A 17,460-nucleotide genomic window follows, 5' to 3' on the forward strand; every position below is an offset into this window, starting at 1 on the left:
TGGTTCATGACTGGGGTGAAGTCGTAACAAGGTAACCGTAGGGGAACCTGCGGTTGGATCACCTCCTTATTTAATACGTAATAATTAAGATGCTTTTCTACGAAGTACCTACATAAATTGTTTGATAATTTTTTATAAAGAAGTTTATATAACTTGATAAGTTATTGATAATAAAAAAACAAATTTTTTTAAATATTTGGAGCGGTAGTTCAGTTGGTTAGAATACCTGCCTGTCACGCAGGGGGTCGCGGGTTCGAGTCCCGTCCGTTCCGCCATTTTGTTAATCTGCAAAAGAAATCTATCTTTCCTTTTTTTGTTTTATGATAATTCCATAATAATTCTTTTTTACTTACTATTATAAACAATTGAACAACATTTAATTATGTAGATCTAATTGTTTATATCTTCATACAATCTTAGTAATACGGAATATTTTATGCCTATTAAAGTTCCAGATCATTTACCTGCTGTAAAACTATTACGGGATGAAAATATTTTTGTGATGACTTCATCACGTGCTACTATTAAGGAAATTCGTCCATTAAAATTATTAATTTTGAATTTAATGCCAAAAAAAATTGATACTGAAAATCAACTTTTACGTATATTATCTAATTCTCCTTTACAACTTGACATTAAATTTTTACGTGTTGACGGTCATAAGTCTAAAAATACATCAAATGAACATCTTAAGAATTTTTATTGTGAATTAAATGACGTTTATAATGATAATTATGATGGTTTAATAGTAACTGGTGCACCTTTAGGTTTGATAGAATTCCGAAATGTTTCTTATTGGTCACAGATAAAAAAAATAATATTTTGGGCACAAGAACACGTTACATCAACATTATTTATATGTTGGGCTGCACAAGCCGCATTAAATATTTTATATGATGTTCCTAAAAAAATCAGAAATAACAAATTATTTGGTGTATTTAATCATACAGTTTTAAATTCCTATTCTTTATTAACACGAGGTTTTGATAATAATTTTTTTGTTCCACATTCTCGTTATGCTGATTTTTCTATTCAATCAATTACTAACTATACTGATCTAGAATTTCACGCTAAAGTAGAATTATCTTCTGATGCATACATTATGTCTACTATGGATAAACGTTTAGTTTTCGTTACTGGACATCCAGAGTATGATTTACTTACGCTTGCTCATGAATATCATAGAGATGTGGGCCTTAGCCTAACGACTAAAGTTCCTTGTAATTATTTCCCTAAGGATAATCCTGAACTATTACCTACCGTAAACTGGCGTAGTCACGGTAATTTATTATTTTTAAATTGGCTTAATTATTACGTTTATCAAATCACACCTTTTCATTTATCTTAATATGAATCCTACATCAGAATAATTCAATATTATTACCATTAAATGGTTAATAATCAAAAAACAATACGTATTTGTAAGTTTATGTAATTCAATTGTATTCTCGCCAATTTTTATAATAGTTAATTAATGAGTTAGTAGAGCTATCATATTTTTCAACATAATCTTTATTATTTAAATCTAATAAAATTCTGTCTGCTAATTGCTTTCCCAATTCAACTCCCCATTGATCAAAGCTAAAAATATTTAGTATAGAACCTTGAGTAAAAATTTTATGTTCATAAAGTGCAATTAAAGCACCAAGATTAAAAGGATTTATTTTACGAATTAATATAGAATTACTAGGACGGTTACCTTGTAAACTCTTAAATAAATTAATTTTTTGTAAAATTTTATTATCTTTTTTATTTTTAACAATGCTTGTTATTTTATTGATTTTTTCACCAAAAGCTAAAGATTTTGTTTGTGCAAAAAAATTTGATAATAGTATGAAATGATGATTATTTAATGAATGATGATGCATTACTGGTGCAATAAAATCACATGGAATTAACTTAGTTCCTTGATGAATAAGTTGATAAAATGAATGTTGTCCATTAGTACCTGATTCTCCCCAAATTATAGGACCAGTTTGATAATTGACATAATTTCCTTGTCTGTCTATATGTTTTCCATTAGATTCCATATTGACTTGTTGAAAATATGTGGCAAAAAAATGTAAATTTTGATCATATGGTAAAATAGCTTCAGTTTGAGCACCAAAAAAATTATTATACCAAATTCCAATCAAAGCTAATAATACTGGTATATTCTTTTCTATTGGCGTTTGAACAAAATGCTTATCCATAGCATGAGCACCATTCAGGAGTTGTTCGAAATTATCAAATCCGATAGAAAGGACAATTGACAATCCAATGGATGACCATAATGAATATCTTCCTCCAACCCAATCCCAGCATTCAAAGGTATTGTTAGTATTAATACCAAATTCTTTTACCGCTGTTATATTGTTAGATAACGCAATAAAATGTTTTGATATATTATTTACATTACCTGTTTTTTGTATAAACCAATTGCGTGCACTGTAAGCATTAGTTAATGTTTCTTGAGTTTTAAATGTCTTAGATGCTATTAAAAATAACGTTGTTTCAGGATTTAGATTTTCTATTACATTAGTAATATGTGAACCATCAATGTTAGAAATGAAATGTATATTCAAATGATTTTTATATGGTTTTAAGGCTTCTGTAACCATTAGAGGACCTAAATGTGAACCACCTATACCAATGTTTACTATATCTTTGATTGGTTTTCCTGTATAACCTAACCAAATACCATTAATAATTTTTTCAGAAAAACATTTCATTTTATTTAATACATTGTTAATTTTAGGCATTATATCTTCTTTATCTAAAATAACAGGTATATTACTGCGGTTTCTTAAAGCAACATGCAATACAGCTCTATTTTCTGTGAGATTAATTTTTTCTCCAGAAAACATGCAATTAATATTGTTTTTAAGGTCAGTTTCTTTTGCTAATGCATGTAGTTTATCTATGGTTTCTTGAGTAATATGATTTTTTGAAAAATCTATTAAAATTTGATCTCTAAAAACAATTGAGAATTTAGTAAATCTTTTAGGATCTTCATTAAATAAACTATTTATATGTATTGATTTAATTTTTTTAAAATGTTTTTTTAACTCATTCCATGCTGTAGTTTTTGTAGGATTAATATTTTTCATATACAAACTCTTTTTATTAAAAATCTTTATTGTGCTTATAAAAATCAAACGGCGGCATCTTAAATAAGATATTGTTATTAATGATAAATTAATGCTTAATTTTTTAATTAATTCATACTTTAGTGTTGAACACATACTAAAATACATTAAAATTTATTTAATTATTTGTTATATTTAATATGTTATTTAATATAACAAATAATTCTCTTTATTTGAGAACAAAAAATTTTTTAAATGTAAATATATTACTTATCTATTAACAACTATACACATTTTTTTATTTAAACAACTATTTTTATTTTTTAAAAAACTAAATTTATTATACTTTATCTTCTTACTGAGGATCTATAATGGTTCAAAAATTGGTTGTAGCAAAATTTGGAGGTACTAGTGTTGCAGATTTTAATGCAATGAACCGTAGTGCTAATGTAATTATTAATGATCCTAACACTCGTTTAGTAGTATTATCAGCGTCTGCAACTATAACTAATATTCTTATTTCTCTCTCTGAAGGAAAGAATAAATTACATAGATCGCTTTTAATAAAAAAAATTACTGATATTCAAGATTCAATCATTTATCAACTTAAAAAAAATAAACAATTACATAAATTAATAAATAAGATGATAACAACGATTGCTATTTTAGCTAAAAATGCTTCTGTAGCACCGTCTAAGGAATTAAAAGATGAAATTGTAAGTTATGGTGAATTAATATCAACTTTAATTTTTGTTGAGATTTTGCGTGAAAAAAAAATAGATACTGTGTGGTTTGACATACGTAAGGTGATGAAAACAAATAATAATTTTGGTTGTGCGCAACCAGATATTAATATTTTATCTTGTAAAGTCAAGAAATATCTTGAACCAATTGTTTATAAAAAAATTATAGTTACACAAGGCTTTATTGGTCTAGATGATCATGGTCGAACCACTACTTTAGGTAGAGGTGGAAGTGATTATACAGCGACTTTATTAGGCGAAGCTCTTAGGGCAACTCGAGTGGATATTTGGACTGATGTACCAGGTATTTATACAACTGATCCACGTTTGGTCTCAACAGCTAAAAGAATAGATGAAATAACTTTTAAAGAAGCTGCAGAAATGGCAATTTATGGAGCTAAAATACTGCATCCTTTTACTTTATTACCTGTAGTAAGAAGTGATATTCCTGTATTTGTAAGTTCTAGCCATAATCCAGAAGCAGGAGGAACCTATATTATTAATAAAAATAAACATTTACCATTATTTCGTGCTTTAACTTTACGCAATAAACAAATTATGCTAACTATGAGAAAGTTAGATCAATATAATCAAACTAATTTCTTAGCTAAAATATTTAATATTTTACTTAATCATGATATATCCGTAGATATTTTAACTAGTTCTGAAACTAGCTTAGCATTAATTATTAACAATAGTTTTGAAGTAAATGTAAATGACTTTATCACCAATGAATTTTTAGCTAAAGTTTCATCTTTTTGTCAAATTAGTATAGAAGAAAATTTATCTTTAATTTCCATTATTGGAAATAATCTATCTAAAGCTCTTGGTATAAGAAAGAAAATATTTGAAATATTAGAACCATTTAATTTACGTATGGTTTATTATGATGTTAATAATTGTAATATATGTTTTGTAGTATCAAGTATTGATTCAGAATATATTATACGTACTTTACATCATAATTTATTTGAATGATAATAAGTTATTTTATTAATGATTAATTGATTTATTAAGCGATTCATTTTTATATACTATGTCTAATTTATTATTTATGCTTATAAAAAAACATCTGTATACTTTGATTAGTAATATTAGATTGAAAATGTTTTTAATATTTATATTATAAATTACATCATTTTGATTACTTAATTATAAATTAATTCTTACTTCTAACACAAAAAACCATGTTAATATTAGTTGTTTCATTAATATTTTATGAATTACATAATATTTATTAGAAGTAATAAGAATCACAAAAATATAAACCCAAACTAATTATCAGAAGAGAATTAATTCATTAATATAGATTTACTAAAATTTTCAATGATTATACACTAATATCTATCTTTTGTCTTTCTTTTGTATTGATTCAATTATACCTTTAACCTATTAATAATTTTTTTCGAAATATAATTCGTATTATTTAAGATTAGAATTATAAATTACTACTAGATATTAAATAAAGTAATCAATATAAAAATATTTTATAGAAATTTGATGTTAAATATGTGTCATTTTAACATGATATTTATACAACTTTTTAAGTATTACTTAATTTTTATATCATTAGCAGAAATCTTTGTATAAAAAATTTTATATCAATAGTTTATATGATTTAAAATCATACTTAAAATATTATTATTGATTTAATGGATTTCGAACACTAAATATAAATTTCTATACTCATTTACAACAAAATAGAAACTATAAAACAATACTATCAAGTAGTAAAAATGAAGTGAAAACAGTTAAAAGGTAATGTATAACAACTTTTTGCCAATAAATTAAAATATAGGTAACTATCTTAGTTCTATATTACTAAATATTACTACTAATCAAAACAAAGTAAAAAGGATCTAAACTTTTTTGTTTAAAGAAATCACATCAAAATCACAATTATTGATTACTACCATAAATATCAGATTAATGTTAATAATTGATATATGATGTAGCATCAAAAAAATAATTTTAAAAATATAATCAATATTTTTAAAATTAATACATATATTACTAAGTAATATATGTATTATCTACTACAATTAACTGTAAGTATACGAATAACTGTTATTTTAATGCTGCTAGGACCTTTTAACATAAGGAACTATTAAACCTAAATTAATGTGGAGGTTTAAAATGAATAAAGATAAGATGAGCGGTAATTGGAAACAGTTTAAAGGAAAAATAAAAGAAAAATGGGGAAAGCTAACAGATAATGACTGTCAGTGTATTGAAGGTAAAAGAGATCAACTAGTAAATAAAATTCAAGAACGTTACGGTTATGCCAAGGATGAAGCAGAAAGAGAAGTAAAAGCGTGGGAAAATCATAATAAAGATTGTCATTGGTATCAATGATTGTCATTGGTTATGGTGCTATAATATTAGGCACAAGGAAGTGCCATAAGTCATTATTATTTTTTTACGATAATGAGATTTTTCTGACATTTAAAACAAACATGAACAAATATCAGCATTATTTTACAGTAGTATCTGAAAGAATTTAGAAATTGTATTTTTTTGTATAATAAAAGTTAAATATATTAAATACAATTCAATTGGGAATAATTTAGCTAAGTTGTACGATTTAATTTAATTTTATCTCTTTTCAAAAAAGGTTTTTTAGTGTTTTTAATATTAATGCTAAGATATTGTAGGTAGTAAAGTAAAATTAACAAATTAATATCTAATCGGTTGTAACGAAAAAATATTTATCATTTTTAATGATTTATAGGTATAATCCAGAAAATCAGCTTTTTTATTCAAGCGAAAAATCATTTTTTCAATTATACTGCTAGATAAAATCTTGAAATTCCCCTTTAATAAAAAATAATTACTTTGTTATGCGTTAATTATTCTGTAGAGGAACAGAAACATTATAGAGAACTTAAAATCAATTATAACATTTTATGTAAAATCTTAAGTTGATGAAAAATTTTTATTTAAAAACACTGATCCCAGTTTATTGGAATATAATATATGTTGCTTAATCAGTTTAGTAATAGTGAAATAAGAATATTCATAACAAAACTATGTTTATTATAAATTTAAATTATAAGGAACGTACTAAAACAGACAGGTGATTTCTAATATATGATCTTATTCTGTACTCTATTTTTTTAAATCATAAGATATATTAATTATTAAATTTTTTTAAAAAAATATAATAGCACTATCATGTTTTTTTATGTTATACCATTTTAAAATAATCTGTACTATTAATATTATAAAAAATACTGATTATTTAAGTTTCAATTAAAATCCAATCATCATGAAAGTTTTTATATTAAATATTCAAATATCTATTATGATTAGTTTTGTCTTTGATTATATTTCAACACAAAATATTTTAATTAACTAATTTAATATTAAAGATAATTGTCATATTTTTTACTATAGGTAACATACTTAATATGTTAGTAAAAAAAATTACTAATAATAAAAAACAAGATTATAAGTTGAAAGATATAAAAACTCTCCCTCATTCTATAGAGGCAGAGCAATCCATTCTAGGTGGATTGATGTTAGATAATGAAAGTTGGTTGAATATTTGTGATGATATTATTGCTGACGATTTTTTTAATTTTGCTCACAAAATAATTTTCTTAGAAATGCAGAATTTATTAGAGAATAAAAAACCAATTGACTTGATTACGCTATCAGAATCATTAGAAACTAATGGTAAACTTGAATTAGTAGGAGGATTTGCATATTTAGCTGAACTATCTAAAAATACTCCAAGTGTTGCTAATATTTCTGCATATGCAAATATAGTACGAGAACGTGCGATGTTACGAGAAATAATATTAGTAGCAAATAAGATTTCCGATGCTGGTTATAATCCAGAAGGTCGAAATATTGAAGAAATACTTGATTTCGTAGAATCTAACGTTTTTAAAATTGCAGAAGCAAGATTTAATAAGCATGATGGTCCAAAAAACATTAGTCAAATTCTCGAAAGTACTATCTCACGTATTGAATCTCTAATTAGGAAACCTCAAGATGGCATAACTGGTATTAATACCGGATACCAAGATCTTAATAAAAAAACATCTGGTTTACAACGTTCTGATCTTATAATAATTGCAGCTCGTCCTTCTATGGGTAAAACTACTTTTGCTATGAATCTATGTGAAAATATTGCTCTGTTATACGATAAACCGATACTGATTTTTAGTTTAGAGATGCCTAGCGAACAAATTATAATTAGGATGTTAGCATCATTATCACGTGTTGATCAAACACATATTCGTACAGGACAACTCAACAAGGAAGATTGGACAAGAATTTCTAGTACAATTAATATTTTATTACAAAAGAAAAATATTTATATAGATGATTCTTCTAGTTTAACACCTACTGAAATTAGATCAAGAGCTCGTAGAATTTATCGTGAAAATAATGGATTAAATATAATAATGATAGATTATCTGCAATTGATGCGCATACCTTCTTTTTCTAATAATCGGAATTTAGAAATAGCTGAAATTTCACGATCACTGAAATCACTTGCTAAAGAGCTTAATGTTCCAATTGTTGCACTATCTCAACTTAACCGTTCTCTTGAACAACGTGCAAATAAAAGACCGATGAATTCAGATTTACGTGAATCAGGTTCAATTGAGCAAGATGCAGATTTAATTATATTTATTTATCGTGATGAAATTTATTATGAAAATAGTGATTTAAAAGGTGTTGCAGAAATTATCTTAGGAAAACAAAGAAATGGTCCTATTGGTACAGTCTATTTAACTTTTAATGGTAAATGGTCACGTTTCGATAATTACTCAGGAACTTACTACGAAAACTAAATTTTATATTCTTTATTTTCAATTTATAATTTATGCTTCAACAATTTATTTATATAAATAAATTGTTTATATAACTATAATATAATATATAAAATTATCAATTAAAAATTGAAAATCGTATTGTGTGTTTTATCTTGTTTTTCTTTTTAATTAAGAAAAGATTTTCTGTTTTTTATTGGTGTATCGAAATTTTATTTATTTATTAATTAATACATGTATATAATTAATTCATATATAACGCAAGATAGATAATAATATTGGTGTAAATTAGCAACATGTACACGGTAATTTATTATTTAGTAATATCAAATTTATTAAAATGATTATGTTGTATTTACTTAATTTAGATCTTTTGCTTGATATTTAATTTTTTTATATTACAATAATTATCTTAATATATTAGAATCTTGAGTACTATTTTAACTTTATAATTCAATATTAGATATAGGATATAGAAATATGGCTAGAGGTATTAATAAGGTAATTTTGATAGGTAATTTGGGTCAAGATCCAGAAATACGTTATATGCCAAATGGTAATGCTGTAACTAATATTACGTTAGCTACTTCAGAAAGCTGGCGTGATAAAAACACAGGTGATAGCAAAGAACAAACTGAATGGCATCGTATAGTAATTTTTGGTAAATTAGCAGAAGTAGCTAATGAATATTTAAGAAAAGGTTCACAATTGTATATAGAAGGTCAGTTGCGTACTAGAAAATGGCAGGATCAAAGCGGTCAAGAACGCTACACTACAGAAATTATCGTAAATGCAACTGGAACTATGCAAATGTTAGGTAATCGTCAAAATAGTAACTCTTCTAACTTAGGTAATAATCAAAATAACAATTGGAATCAATCTCAAACAATTAATCCTACCAGTAATAAATTTAACACAGATAATGAATCTTACATACAAAAAAATACTACAGAAAATAAAATTAATGAACCATCTATTAATTTCGATGATGATATTCCATTTTAATTTTCCTTATATTTAATTTTAATTTTGAATTTTGAATATGTATTTTTTAAAGAAATCCTTTCTGTAAAATTTTAATAAAAATTTATTAATTTACGTTTATATCTATTATTTGTTATTCATGATTACTCAGTATTCAGAAAGAATTTAAACCTAATATAAATAATAAGTATGCATTTTTGATTGTTTACACTTTTGTTTTATAATCATTAATATCAGTATATTTTTATAATATTAAAAACCAATTCATCAATTAATATAAAAAATTTAAAAAAATTATATTTTAAACTATTATTAGTTTATTGATATAACTTTTTAAGTTATTGATATAACTTTGATGAAAGTTTTTATAATATGTCTAATATAGATTCTCAAACATTTATGTAAATTCTAATACAAATGTGTATAACTTTTTTATTTATACTCTAACATACTAATTTTATCACTAAATCAAATATAATGTTAAGGAGTAAAATTATGTTAAAGAGGTTTATTACTGGAAGTACCCTGAGTTTGATTGTTTTATTTAGTTTAACGCAAATTTTACATGCAGCTGAAGGTAGTGTTGCTTTAGGTAGATATCATACTATGTTATCTCTTGGCGCAGGAACTAACTCTACAGGTGCTTTCTTAAAAACTAATTTGTTGTATAATACCGATAAAGGTAATACCTTTGATACCGGTTTTGGTTACAATATAGATACAAATTCACTACGTATATATCCGTCAGTAAAAGTTATTCTTACTAGATATGAAGAAAGACTAGATGGCACTTCAATATCTTTAGGATTCGGTGGGGGTGCTCTTTATCACTTAGATAGATATTGGAGCTTATACGGAAAATACCACTACGGAATAGAATGTTTCTCTCCTAAACGTGCTAACAGCTATCACGATATTAACGGGGGTATAAGATTTACTCCTATTTCTATGTTAAGCTTAGAATTAGGCTACAGGTGTACAATGTTACACAATAAAACCCCTTCAAATACTTATATACCAGTTGAATATATTGCTAAAAGCCCTTATTTAGGTGTATCAGTATTATTTTAAATATTTCTGTTGATAAATAGAGAAGAAAAAAATTTAGAAAAATGTATTTTATCAGATAAGTTAAACGTTTCTTATAATTTAATTCAAAAGCTCAAATACGATTTACTTTTCAGTATTTTCGGTATTTGAGCTTTCTTATATTAATTTTATATTGCATCATTCAAAGTTATTCGTTCTTATTAATGTGCCCAGAGGCGGAATTGAACCACCGACACAGGGATTTTCAGTCCCCTGCTCTACCTACTGAGCTATCTGGGCAATAGATATAAACCATTAAAACTTAAAGAATAGAATTAGTCAACTTCTATTTTAAACAAAATGAAAATTAAACTTAATTACATAATAAATTATACTTTATTAAATATGAGACATTGTATAGACTGATTTCTTTTATTTCAAGCAATAAAATAAATTTGTTCATTTCAAAATTATAACAATCTAATACTTGATTTTTATTATAATTTAGTTTTCTTAAGTAAAGATTCTTTAATCCATGACAAATAAATTGGATCTACATATTTAATAGGAATTACTAATATTTCCGGTATTTCATAAGGATGGATTAGCTTGAGGAAATTTAAGAGCGGTTCTTGGTGTATTTCATCACATTTTATCAACATTTGAACTTCATTAGCACATTCTAGTTTATTCTGCCAAAAATAATATGAAATAGCTCCCGGAATAAGAGTAATACAAGCTGCTAATTTTTCTTTTAATAATTTTTTTGCAATTATTGCTGATTGTTCTTCTGGTACAGTGCAAATAACAACAATTATACTCATTTTTATCTTCCAAACTATAAAAAAACAAGAAGTAATATTCATATTAACTTTTATTTACTTATCATATAATAATTACATATCCTATAATTCAATTATTATACTGATTCATCTATATTGAGAAAATTATTGCATCTTATGTATTTTACATTATTATTTTATTAAAAATAATAATGTAAAAATAAATTCATATACAAAATAGTTATATAATACAATTTGCAATTTTTAGATATACATTAATATAATTATGAAATAAATATAGGATATATTTTTAATGTATATAGAATTTATTTTTCTCACAAAAATTTTTATACTGTTAATTAGTTAATACACATACAATTTAATAATAAATACTTTTATATGACTTAAGAAAAATTTTATGTTTCTATAATATATATTATAAAATATTAGTTTAGGAGAATTTAGTGCGTTGGATATTATTAATTATATTGTTTATACTATCATGGATTGAAATTTCTTTGTTTATCCATGTATCTAATATATTTGGTATTCCATGTACTATATTATTGGCACTATTTACTTCTTCTATTGGTATACTAATTGTTAAACAACAAAGTATAAAAAATTTCATATTAATTAAAAAAAAATTAATATATAATGAATTGCCGACAAAAGAAATAGTAAAAATTATTTCTTTAATTATTAGTGGTTTTTTATTGTTATTACCAGGATTTTTTACTGACTTATTTGGCTTGCTATTATTAGTAACGCCAATACAAAATTTTATTATTTTAAAAATAATGAAACGTTTTGGTGTGTGGAAGACTTATAGTGATAATCACTGTACTATTGATGGGGAATTTGAAAAGAAAAATAATGAGTAGTCAATTAAAAAAATACAAATTATGAAAAAATTGATTAATATATAATTCGAATTTAATTTTAATTATCAAAAATTTGTATAATTTTTGATTTTAAAATTATTTATAAGGACAATATTTTATTATTTTTATAAAAATTTTATTGATATTCCCCCTTGAAAGGATTAGTTCATGTCCCTATTTATTTCACCAGCGAGGCTTTAAGCCATTTAGTCGGTATTCAACCAACAAAATAAAATGATTGGATTTCTTAAAGGAGAGCTATCAAATGAAAATTCGTCCATTGCACGATCGAGTTATCGTCAAGCGGGAAGAAGTAGAAGCTAAATCGGCAGGTGGTATTATGCTAACTGGTTCCGCAGCATCTAAATCCACTCGTGGTAAAGTGATGGCTGTTGGTAAGGGTCGTATTCTTGAAAACGGTCAAGTGAAACCTTTGGACGTAAAGATTGGTGATATAGTAATATTCAATGAAAGTTATGGTGCTAAAACTGAAAAAATTAATGAAGAAGAAATATTAATTATCAATGAAAGTGATATTTTAGCGATTGTTGAAAATTGTTAAAATTTAGACTTTAATTTTTATGCATAGTTCACTGAATATAATGAAGTTTGAGGAATATTTGAAATGGCAGCTAAAGACGTAAAATTCAGTAATGACGCGCGTGTAAAAATGCTGCGTGGCGTAAATGTATTAGCAGATGCAGTAAAAGTAACTTTAGGACCGAAAGGTCGTAATGTGATTTTAGATAAATCTTTTGGTGCTCCAGCAATTACTAAAGATGGAGTATCTGTTGCCCGTGAAATTGAATTAGAAGACAAATTTGAAAATATGGGCGCTCAGATGGTAAAAGAAGTAGCTTCTAAAGCAAATGATGCTGCAGGAGATGGTACTACGACTGCTACTGTTTTAGCTCAATCTATCGTAAATGAAGGATTGAAAGCTGTAGCAGCAGGGATGAATCCGATGGATTTGAAACGTGGAATTGATAGAGCAGTAATAGCAGCAGTTGAAAAATTAAAGGAACTTTCTGTACCATGTTCAGATCCTAAAGCTATAGCTCAAGTAGGCACTATATCTGCTAACTCCGATGAAAGTGTAGGTACTTTAATAGCACAAGCAATGGAAAAAGTTGGTAAAGAAGGTGTAATTACTGTAGAAGAAGGTAATGGGCTACAAGATGAATTAGATGTAGTTGAAGGTATGCAGTTTGATCGTGGTTATTTATCTCCTTATTTTATTAACAAAGCAGAAACTGGAGCTGTTGAACTAGAAACTCCATTTATTTTATTAGCTGATAAGAAAATTTCTAATATACGTGAGATGTTACCTATACTAGAAGCTGTTGCAAAATCTGGTAAATCTTTGTTGATTGTTGCAGAAGACGTAGAAGGTGAAGCACTAGCTACTCTAGTAGTAAATACTATGCGTGGTATTGTGAAAGTAGCTGCAGTTAAAGCTCCTGGATTTGGTGATCGTCGTAAAGCTATGTTACAGGACATTGCTATTTTAACAGGTGGAACAGTAATATCTGAAGAAATTGGTTTAGAACTTGAAAAAACTGTTTTAGAAGATCTAGGTCAAGCTAAACGTGTTGTTATTAGTAAAGATACTACTACCATAATTGATGGTATGGGAAAAGAAAAAGAAATTCAAGGACGTGTAGCTCAAATCCGTCAACAAATTGAAGAAGCTACATCCGATTATGATAAAGAAAAATTACAAGAACGTGTAGCAAAATTAGCAGGTGGAGTTGCTGTTCTAAAAGTAGGTGCAGCGACAGAAGTTGAAATGAAAGAGAAAAAAGCTCGCGTAGAAGACGCATTACACGCAACTCGTGCAGCAGTTGAAGAAGGTGTTGTTTCTGGCGGGGGTGTAGCTTTAGTTCGTGTTGCAGTTCAATTGATTAATTTGACAGGTCAAAACGAAGATCAAAATGTTGGGATTAAAGTTGCATTGCGAGCAATGGAAGCGCCATTACGACAAATAGTTGCTAATGCTGGTGAAGAACCATCTGTTGTTACTAATAATGTGAAAGCTGGTGACGGTAACTATGGTTATAATGCTCAAACTGAAGAATATGGAAATATGATTGATTTTGGTATATTAGATCCAACTAAAGTCACTCGTTCTGCACTTCAATATGCAGCATCTGTTGCTGGTTTGATGATAACTACTGAATGCATGGTTACTGATATGCCGAAAAGTAATACTCCCGATTTAAGTAATAGCGCTGGTGGTGCTCCTGGCATGGGTGGTATGGGTGGTATGGGTGGTATGATGTAGTTATTTGTATTCTGTTGCTATTTAATTTAACAATTTTCTATCCCCCTTATAATCAAATTATTTGATTAGGGGGAATTGTCTTGTTATATAGAAACCATCATTTGTTATAACTTGTTTATTGCTATTTTAATTGTATTTAACTAATTTAGGTATCATATAACCTGATACGTGTAATGATAATTCATGAATCAATTTTATTGCTACATTTTCTTTTACGAAAAAATGGGCAGTACCCTGAACTTTATCTAACAAATGTAGATAATAGGGTAATATTCCTAGGTCAAAAAGGCAATCACTAAGCTTAATTAACACATCTAAATTATCATTTATTCCTTTTAGTAAAACGCTTTGGTTAAGTAAAGTAACTCCTACTTTTTTTAACTTAGACATAGCTTCAAATACTTCATCATTTACTTCTTGAAAATGATTAATATGAGTTACTAGCAATATGTTTAATTTAGTTTTTCCTAATAATTGACATAATTGGTTAGTGATACGATCTGGAATAACTACTGGAAAACGAGTATGAATTCTCAATTTTTTTATGTGTGGAATATTTTCTATTTTTTTTATAATCCATGCTAATTCATGATCTTTTGCCATTAAAGGATCTCCACCTGAAAAAATTATTTCGTTTATTTCAGAATGAGAGTAAATATATTGTAGAGCTATTTTCCAATTATCTTTATTACCTGGGTTTTTTTGATAAGGGAAATAACGGCGAAAACAATATCTGCAATTTATAGCACAACTATTTTTTAATAATAATAACGCCCGATTTTTATATTTATGTAATACATTAGGTATTTTATTATTTTGCTCTTTTAAAGGGTCTTTACTATAACCAGGTGTATTAATTAATTCTTTCTTGTTTATTAAAACTTGTAAAAGTAATGGATCTGTTATTGTATTTTTTTTCATTCGATTAACAAATGATAGAGGTACTCTACAAGGAAAAAGATTTTTTTGTTTAATATATTTGTTAATTGCATGATTGTTATCTAATTCTAAAATCTTTAACAGTTTTTTAGGTTCAGTAATGACATTAGCAAGTTGTTGTAACCAATTTTCTTTTTTATAATGTTTTAAGGTTATAATATCTACCATTTTTCGATGTGCTCCATTATTTATTTTATTTTTAAAAGAGGACTGAAATGTTTAGTTATTCTAGTAATGACTTGCGTTCTGGTTTAAAAATTATTTTTGATAATGAACCTTGTGCTATAGAATCTAGTGAATTTATTAAACCTGGTAAAGGACAATCATTTGTACGTGTTAAAATGCGCCGTTTATTAACAGGTACTAGAATTGAAAAAACTTTTAAATCTACAGATTCTTTTAAGTGTGCAGATGTAACAGAAACTGATTTAATATATCTATATCATGATCATTACTTTTATTATTTCATGCATCCTGAAAATTTTGAGCATTTTCAAGTGAATCAAAAAACTATTGGTGAATCTAGTAAATGGATGCAAACAAATTTGATATGCAATGTAACATTATGGAATGGATTGCCTATTATTGTTCAACCACCTAAATTTATAGAACTAAAAATTATAAAAACTGATCTAGGATTAAAGGGTGATACGGTTAATAATAGTAGTAAAGTAGCTACTTTATCTAATGGCGCAGTTATTAAAGTACCTTTCTTTTTGAAAATTGGTGAAATAATTAAAGTTGATACACGTTCTGGAGAATACGTCTCTCGTGTAAAATAATAACATACAAAATAATTTTATTATTTTATAAAAATGATTTTAGTAGTAAGATAATTATATTTTTTATTGAAAATATTGGTAATATTATATCTAATTAAAATATTCAATAAATTTGATTTTTATGCAATGAAATTATTTATCAAAGATAATATAAAAAATTGATTTCTTTCTATCACGAGAGAATAAACATGATTGAAAATCTAAATTGGCAACCCAAAATATCAATAAATAATTTAATAAAAAGAGCACAGATTCTATCTAAAATAAGAATTTTTTTTTCTAATAATGGTGTATTAGAAGTTGAAACACCTATTATGAGTAGAAGAACAACCACTGATGTTCATCTTGTTCCATTTGTTACTAAATTGAAGAGTAATTTAATAAATGAGCATAATTTTTGGTTGATAACTAGTCCTGAGTATCATATGAAAAGATTATTAGCTGCAGGCAGTGGAGCTATTTATCAAATAACGCATAGCTTTCGTAACGGAGAAAATGGGCGTTATCATAATCCAGAATTTACAATGTTGGAATGGTATCGTCCTGAATATGATATATTTCGTTTAATGCATGAAATAGAAAATTTTTTACAATTTGTGTTTAATTTTGATGCTGCAGATTTTATTTCATATCAACAAGCTTTTCTCGATCATCTTCATATAGATCCATTGTCTGAGGATAGGGATGCATTTTATGCAATAGCAGATAAATTAGGTAATGGCGAATTAATACGTGCTGAAAAAGATATTAATACAATACTAATGTTATTATTTATGATAGGTATAGAACCTAATATTGGGCAAAAAAAACCCTGTTTTGTCTATCATTTTCCAGCTGGTCAAGCAATATTAGCAGAAGTTAATAATAAAGATCCTCGGATAGCAGAACGTTTTGAATTGTACTATCATGGTATTGAATTAGCAAATGGTAGTTTTGAACTGACTAATCTTAAAGAACATATTAAACGTTTTAATAAAGATAATAATATTCGTGTTCATAATAAATTACCAAAAATACAAATAGATAATATGTTACTTGATGCTTTGCAACATGGTATGCCTACTTGTTCTGGAGTAGCAATGGGACTAGACAGATTGATAATGTTATCTTTAAATACAAATTCAATACATGATGTTATGACGTTTCCTATTGATCGTTGTTAAAAATTTTTTAAAATT

The 17,460-nt window shown here is 26.3% G+C and carries 13 protein-coding genes, 2 tRNA genes, 1 rRNA gene and 1 pseudogene; 13 read left to right on the top strand and 4 right to left on the bottom strand.

The window, feature by feature from the left end:
- The 3 genes and pseudogenes from CRV10_RS01690 to CRV10_RS01700 form a co-directional block, all read left to right on the top strand.
- Nucleotides 1-69, top strand: a 16S ribosomal RNA gene (locus CRV10_RS01690); the annotation flags it as partial.
- 129 nt (nucleotides 70-198) lie between these two features.
- Nucleotides 199-275: transfer RNA gene (locus CRV10_RS01695), tRNA-Asp, on the top strand.
- Between the two features lie 161 nt (nucleotides 276-436).
- Nucleotides 437-1,370, top strand: a pseudogene (locus tag CRV10_RS01700) (homoserine O-succinyltransferase).
- Between the two features lie 66 nt (nucleotides 1,371-1,436).
- Here CRV10_RS01700 and pgi read toward each other — a convergent pair.
- Nucleotides 1,437-3,089 (bottom strand): glucose-6-phosphate isomerase, encoded by a 1,653-nt coding sequence (gene pgi / locus CRV10_RS01705; protein WP_136130099.1) that lies wholly within the window; start codon nucleotides 3,087-3,089, stop codon nucleotides 1,437-1,439.
- Nucleotides 3,090-3,439: 350 nt separating this feature from the next.
- Here pgi and lysC point away from each other — a divergent pair, with 350 nt between their 5' ends.
- The 5 genes from lysC (at nucleotide 3,440) to CRV10_RS01730 (ending at nucleotide 10,653) form a co-directional block, all read left to right on the top strand.
- The gene (gene lysC / locus CRV10_RS01710) at nucleotides 3,440-4,789 is read left to right on the top strand and encodes a lysine-sensitive aspartokinase 3 (RefSeq protein WP_136130100.1); all 1,350 of its coding nucleotides are present in this window, start codon (nucleotides 3,440-3,442) and stop codon (nucleotides 4,787-4,789) included.
- A 1,158-nt stretch (nucleotides 4,790-5,947) separates the two neighbouring features.
- Complete coding sequence (locus tag CRV10_RS01715; RefSeq protein ID WP_136130101.1) at nucleotides 5,948-6,166, top strand: CsbD family protein; 219 nt, start codon at nucleotides 5,948-5,950, stop codon at nucleotides 6,164-6,166.
- 1,055 nt (nucleotides 6,167-7,221) lie between these two features.
- Complete coding sequence (dnaB, locus tag CRV10_RS01720) at nucleotides 7,222-8,619, top strand: replicative DNA helicase (RefSeq protein ID WP_136130102.1); 1,398 nt, start codon at nucleotides 7,222-7,224, stop codon at nucleotides 8,617-8,619.
- 459 nt (nucleotides 8,620-9,078) lie between these two features.
- On the top strand, nucleotides 9,079-9,603 hold the full coding sequence (locus CRV10_RS01725; RefSeq protein ID WP_136130103.1) for a single-stranded DNA-binding protein: 525 nt from the start codon (nucleotides 9,079-9,081) through the stop codon (nucleotides 9,601-9,603).
- Between the two features lie 474 nt (nucleotides 9,604-10,077).
- Nucleotides 10,078-10,653 carry a YfaZ family outer membrane protein gene (locus tag CRV10_RS01730; protein WP_158675175.1) on the top strand — a complete coding sequence of 192 codons (576 nt, stop codon included), beginning with the start codon at nucleotides 10,078-10,080 and terminating at the stop codon, nucleotides 10,651-10,653.
- A gap of 185 nt (nucleotides 10,654-10,838) precedes the next feature.
- Here CRV10_RS01730 and CRV10_RS01735 read toward each other — a convergent pair.
- Both CRV10_RS01735 and cutA read right to left on the bottom strand, forming a co-directional pair.
- Nucleotides 10,839-10,911, bottom strand: a tRNA-Phe gene (locus CRV10_RS01735).
- 197 nt (nucleotides 10,912-11,108) lie between these two features.
- Entirely contained in the window at nucleotides 11,109-11,435 is a 327-nt protein-coding gene (gene cutA, locus CRV10_RS01740) for a divalent cation tolerance protein CutA (protein ID WP_136130105.1), read from the bottom strand.
- Between the two features lie 422 nt (nucleotides 11,436-11,857).
- Here cutA and CRV10_RS01745 point away from each other — a divergent pair, with 422 nt between their 5' ends.
- From CRV10_RS01745 to groL, 3 genes are all read left to right on the top strand, one after another.
- Entirely contained in the window at nucleotides 11,858-12,277 is a 420-nt protein-coding gene (locus CRV10_RS01745; protein WP_136130106.1) for an FxsA family protein, read from the top strand.
- Between the two features lie 265 nt (nucleotides 12,278-12,542).
- Nucleotides 12,543-12,839 carry a co-chaperone GroES gene (locus CRV10_RS01750; RefSeq protein ID WP_136130107.1) on the top strand — a complete coding sequence of 99 codons (297 nt, stop codon included), beginning with the start codon at nucleotides 12,543-12,545 and terminating at the stop codon, nucleotides 12,837-12,839.
- Between the two features lie 63 nt (nucleotides 12,840-12,902).
- Complete coding sequence (groL, locus tag CRV10_RS01755) at nucleotides 12,903-14,561, top strand: chaperonin GroEL (protein ID WP_136130108.1); 1,659 nt, start codon at nucleotides 12,903-12,905, stop codon at nucleotides 14,559-14,561.
- Between the two features lie 126 nt (nucleotides 14,562-14,687).
- Here the strand turns inward: groL and epmB are convergent, their stop codons facing one another.
- On the bottom strand, nucleotides 14,688-15,668 hold the full coding sequence (gene epmB / locus CRV10_RS01760) for an EF-P beta-lysylation protein EpmB (protein WP_136130109.1): 981 nt from the start codon (nucleotides 15,666-15,668) through the stop codon (nucleotides 14,688-14,690).
- Nucleotides 15,669-15,715: 47 nt separating this feature from the next.
- Between epmB and efp the strand changes: the two genes are divergently transcribed.
- Together efp and epmA are read left to right on the top strand one after the other, a co-directional pair.
- Nucleotides 15,716-16,282 carry an elongation factor P gene (efp, locus tag CRV10_RS01765; protein WP_136130110.1) on the top strand — a complete coding sequence of 189 codons (567 nt, stop codon included), beginning with the start codon at nucleotides 15,716-15,718 and terminating at the stop codon, nucleotides 16,280-16,282.
- A gap of 188 nt (nucleotides 16,283-16,470) precedes the next feature.
- Nucleotides 16,471-17,445 (top strand): elongation factor P--(R)-beta-lysine ligase, encoded by a 975-nt coding sequence (gene epmA / locus CRV10_RS01770; protein ID WP_136130111.1) that lies wholly within the window; start codon nucleotides 16,471-16,473, stop codon nucleotides 17,443-17,445.
- Nucleotides 17,446-17,460: the final 15 nt, after the last annotated feature.

Origin of the sequence: Candidatus Pantoea edessiphila (assembly GCF_002933355.1) — a bacterium.
GTDB classification, from domain to species: domain Bacteria; phylum Pseudomonadota; class Gammaproteobacteria; order Enterobacterales; family Enterobacteriaceae; genus Pantoea_C; species Pantoea_C edessiphila.

Excerpts from the sequence above, each read along its gene's own strand:
- CRV10_RS01715 (WP_136130101.1), top strand. The coding sequence starts at position 5,948 with ATGAATAAAGATAAGATGAGCGGTAATTGGAAACAGTTTAAAGGAAAA.
- lysC (WP_136130100.1), top strand. The coding sequence starts at position 3,440 with ATGGTTCAAAAATTGGTTGTAGCAAAATTTGGAGGTACTAGTGTTGCA.
- CRV10_RS01750 (WP_136130107.1), top strand. The coding sequence starts at position 12,543 with ATGAAAATTCGTCCATTGCACGATCGAGTTATCGTCAAGCGGGAAGAA.
- efp (WP_136130110.1), top strand. The coding sequence starts at position 15,716 with ATGTTTAGTTATTCTAGTAATGACTTGCGTTCTGGTTTAAAAATTATT.
- CRV10_RS01725 (WP_136130103.1), top strand. The coding sequence starts at position 9,079 with ATGGCTAGAGGTATTAATAAGGTAATTTTGATAGGTAATTTGGGTCAA.
- dnaB (WP_136130102.1), top strand. The coding sequence starts at position 7,222 with ATGTTAGTAAAAAAAATTACTAATAATAAAAAACAAGATTATAAGTTG.
- epmB (WP_136130109.1), bottom strand. The coding sequence starts at position 15,668 with ATGGTAGATATTATAACCTTAAAACATTATAAAAAAGAAAATTGGTTA.
- groL (WP_136130108.1), top strand. The coding sequence starts at position 12,903 with ATGGCAGCTAAAGACGTAAAATTCAGTAATGACGCGCGTGTAAAAATG.
- pgi (WP_136130099.1), bottom strand. The coding sequence starts at position 3,089 with ATGAAAAATATTAATCCTACAAAAACTACAGCATGGAATGAGTTAAAA.
- cutA (WP_136130105.1), bottom strand. The coding sequence starts at position 11,435 with ATGAGTATAATTGTTGTTATTTGCACTGTACCAGAAGAACAATCAGCA.
- epmA (WP_136130111.1), top strand. The coding sequence starts at position 16,471 with ATGATTGAAAATCTAAATTGGCAACCCAAAATATCAATAAATAATTTA.
- CRV10_RS01730 (WP_158675175.1), top strand. The coding sequence starts at position 10,078 with ATGTTAAAGAGGTTTATTACTGGAAGTACCCTGAGTTTGATTGTTTTA.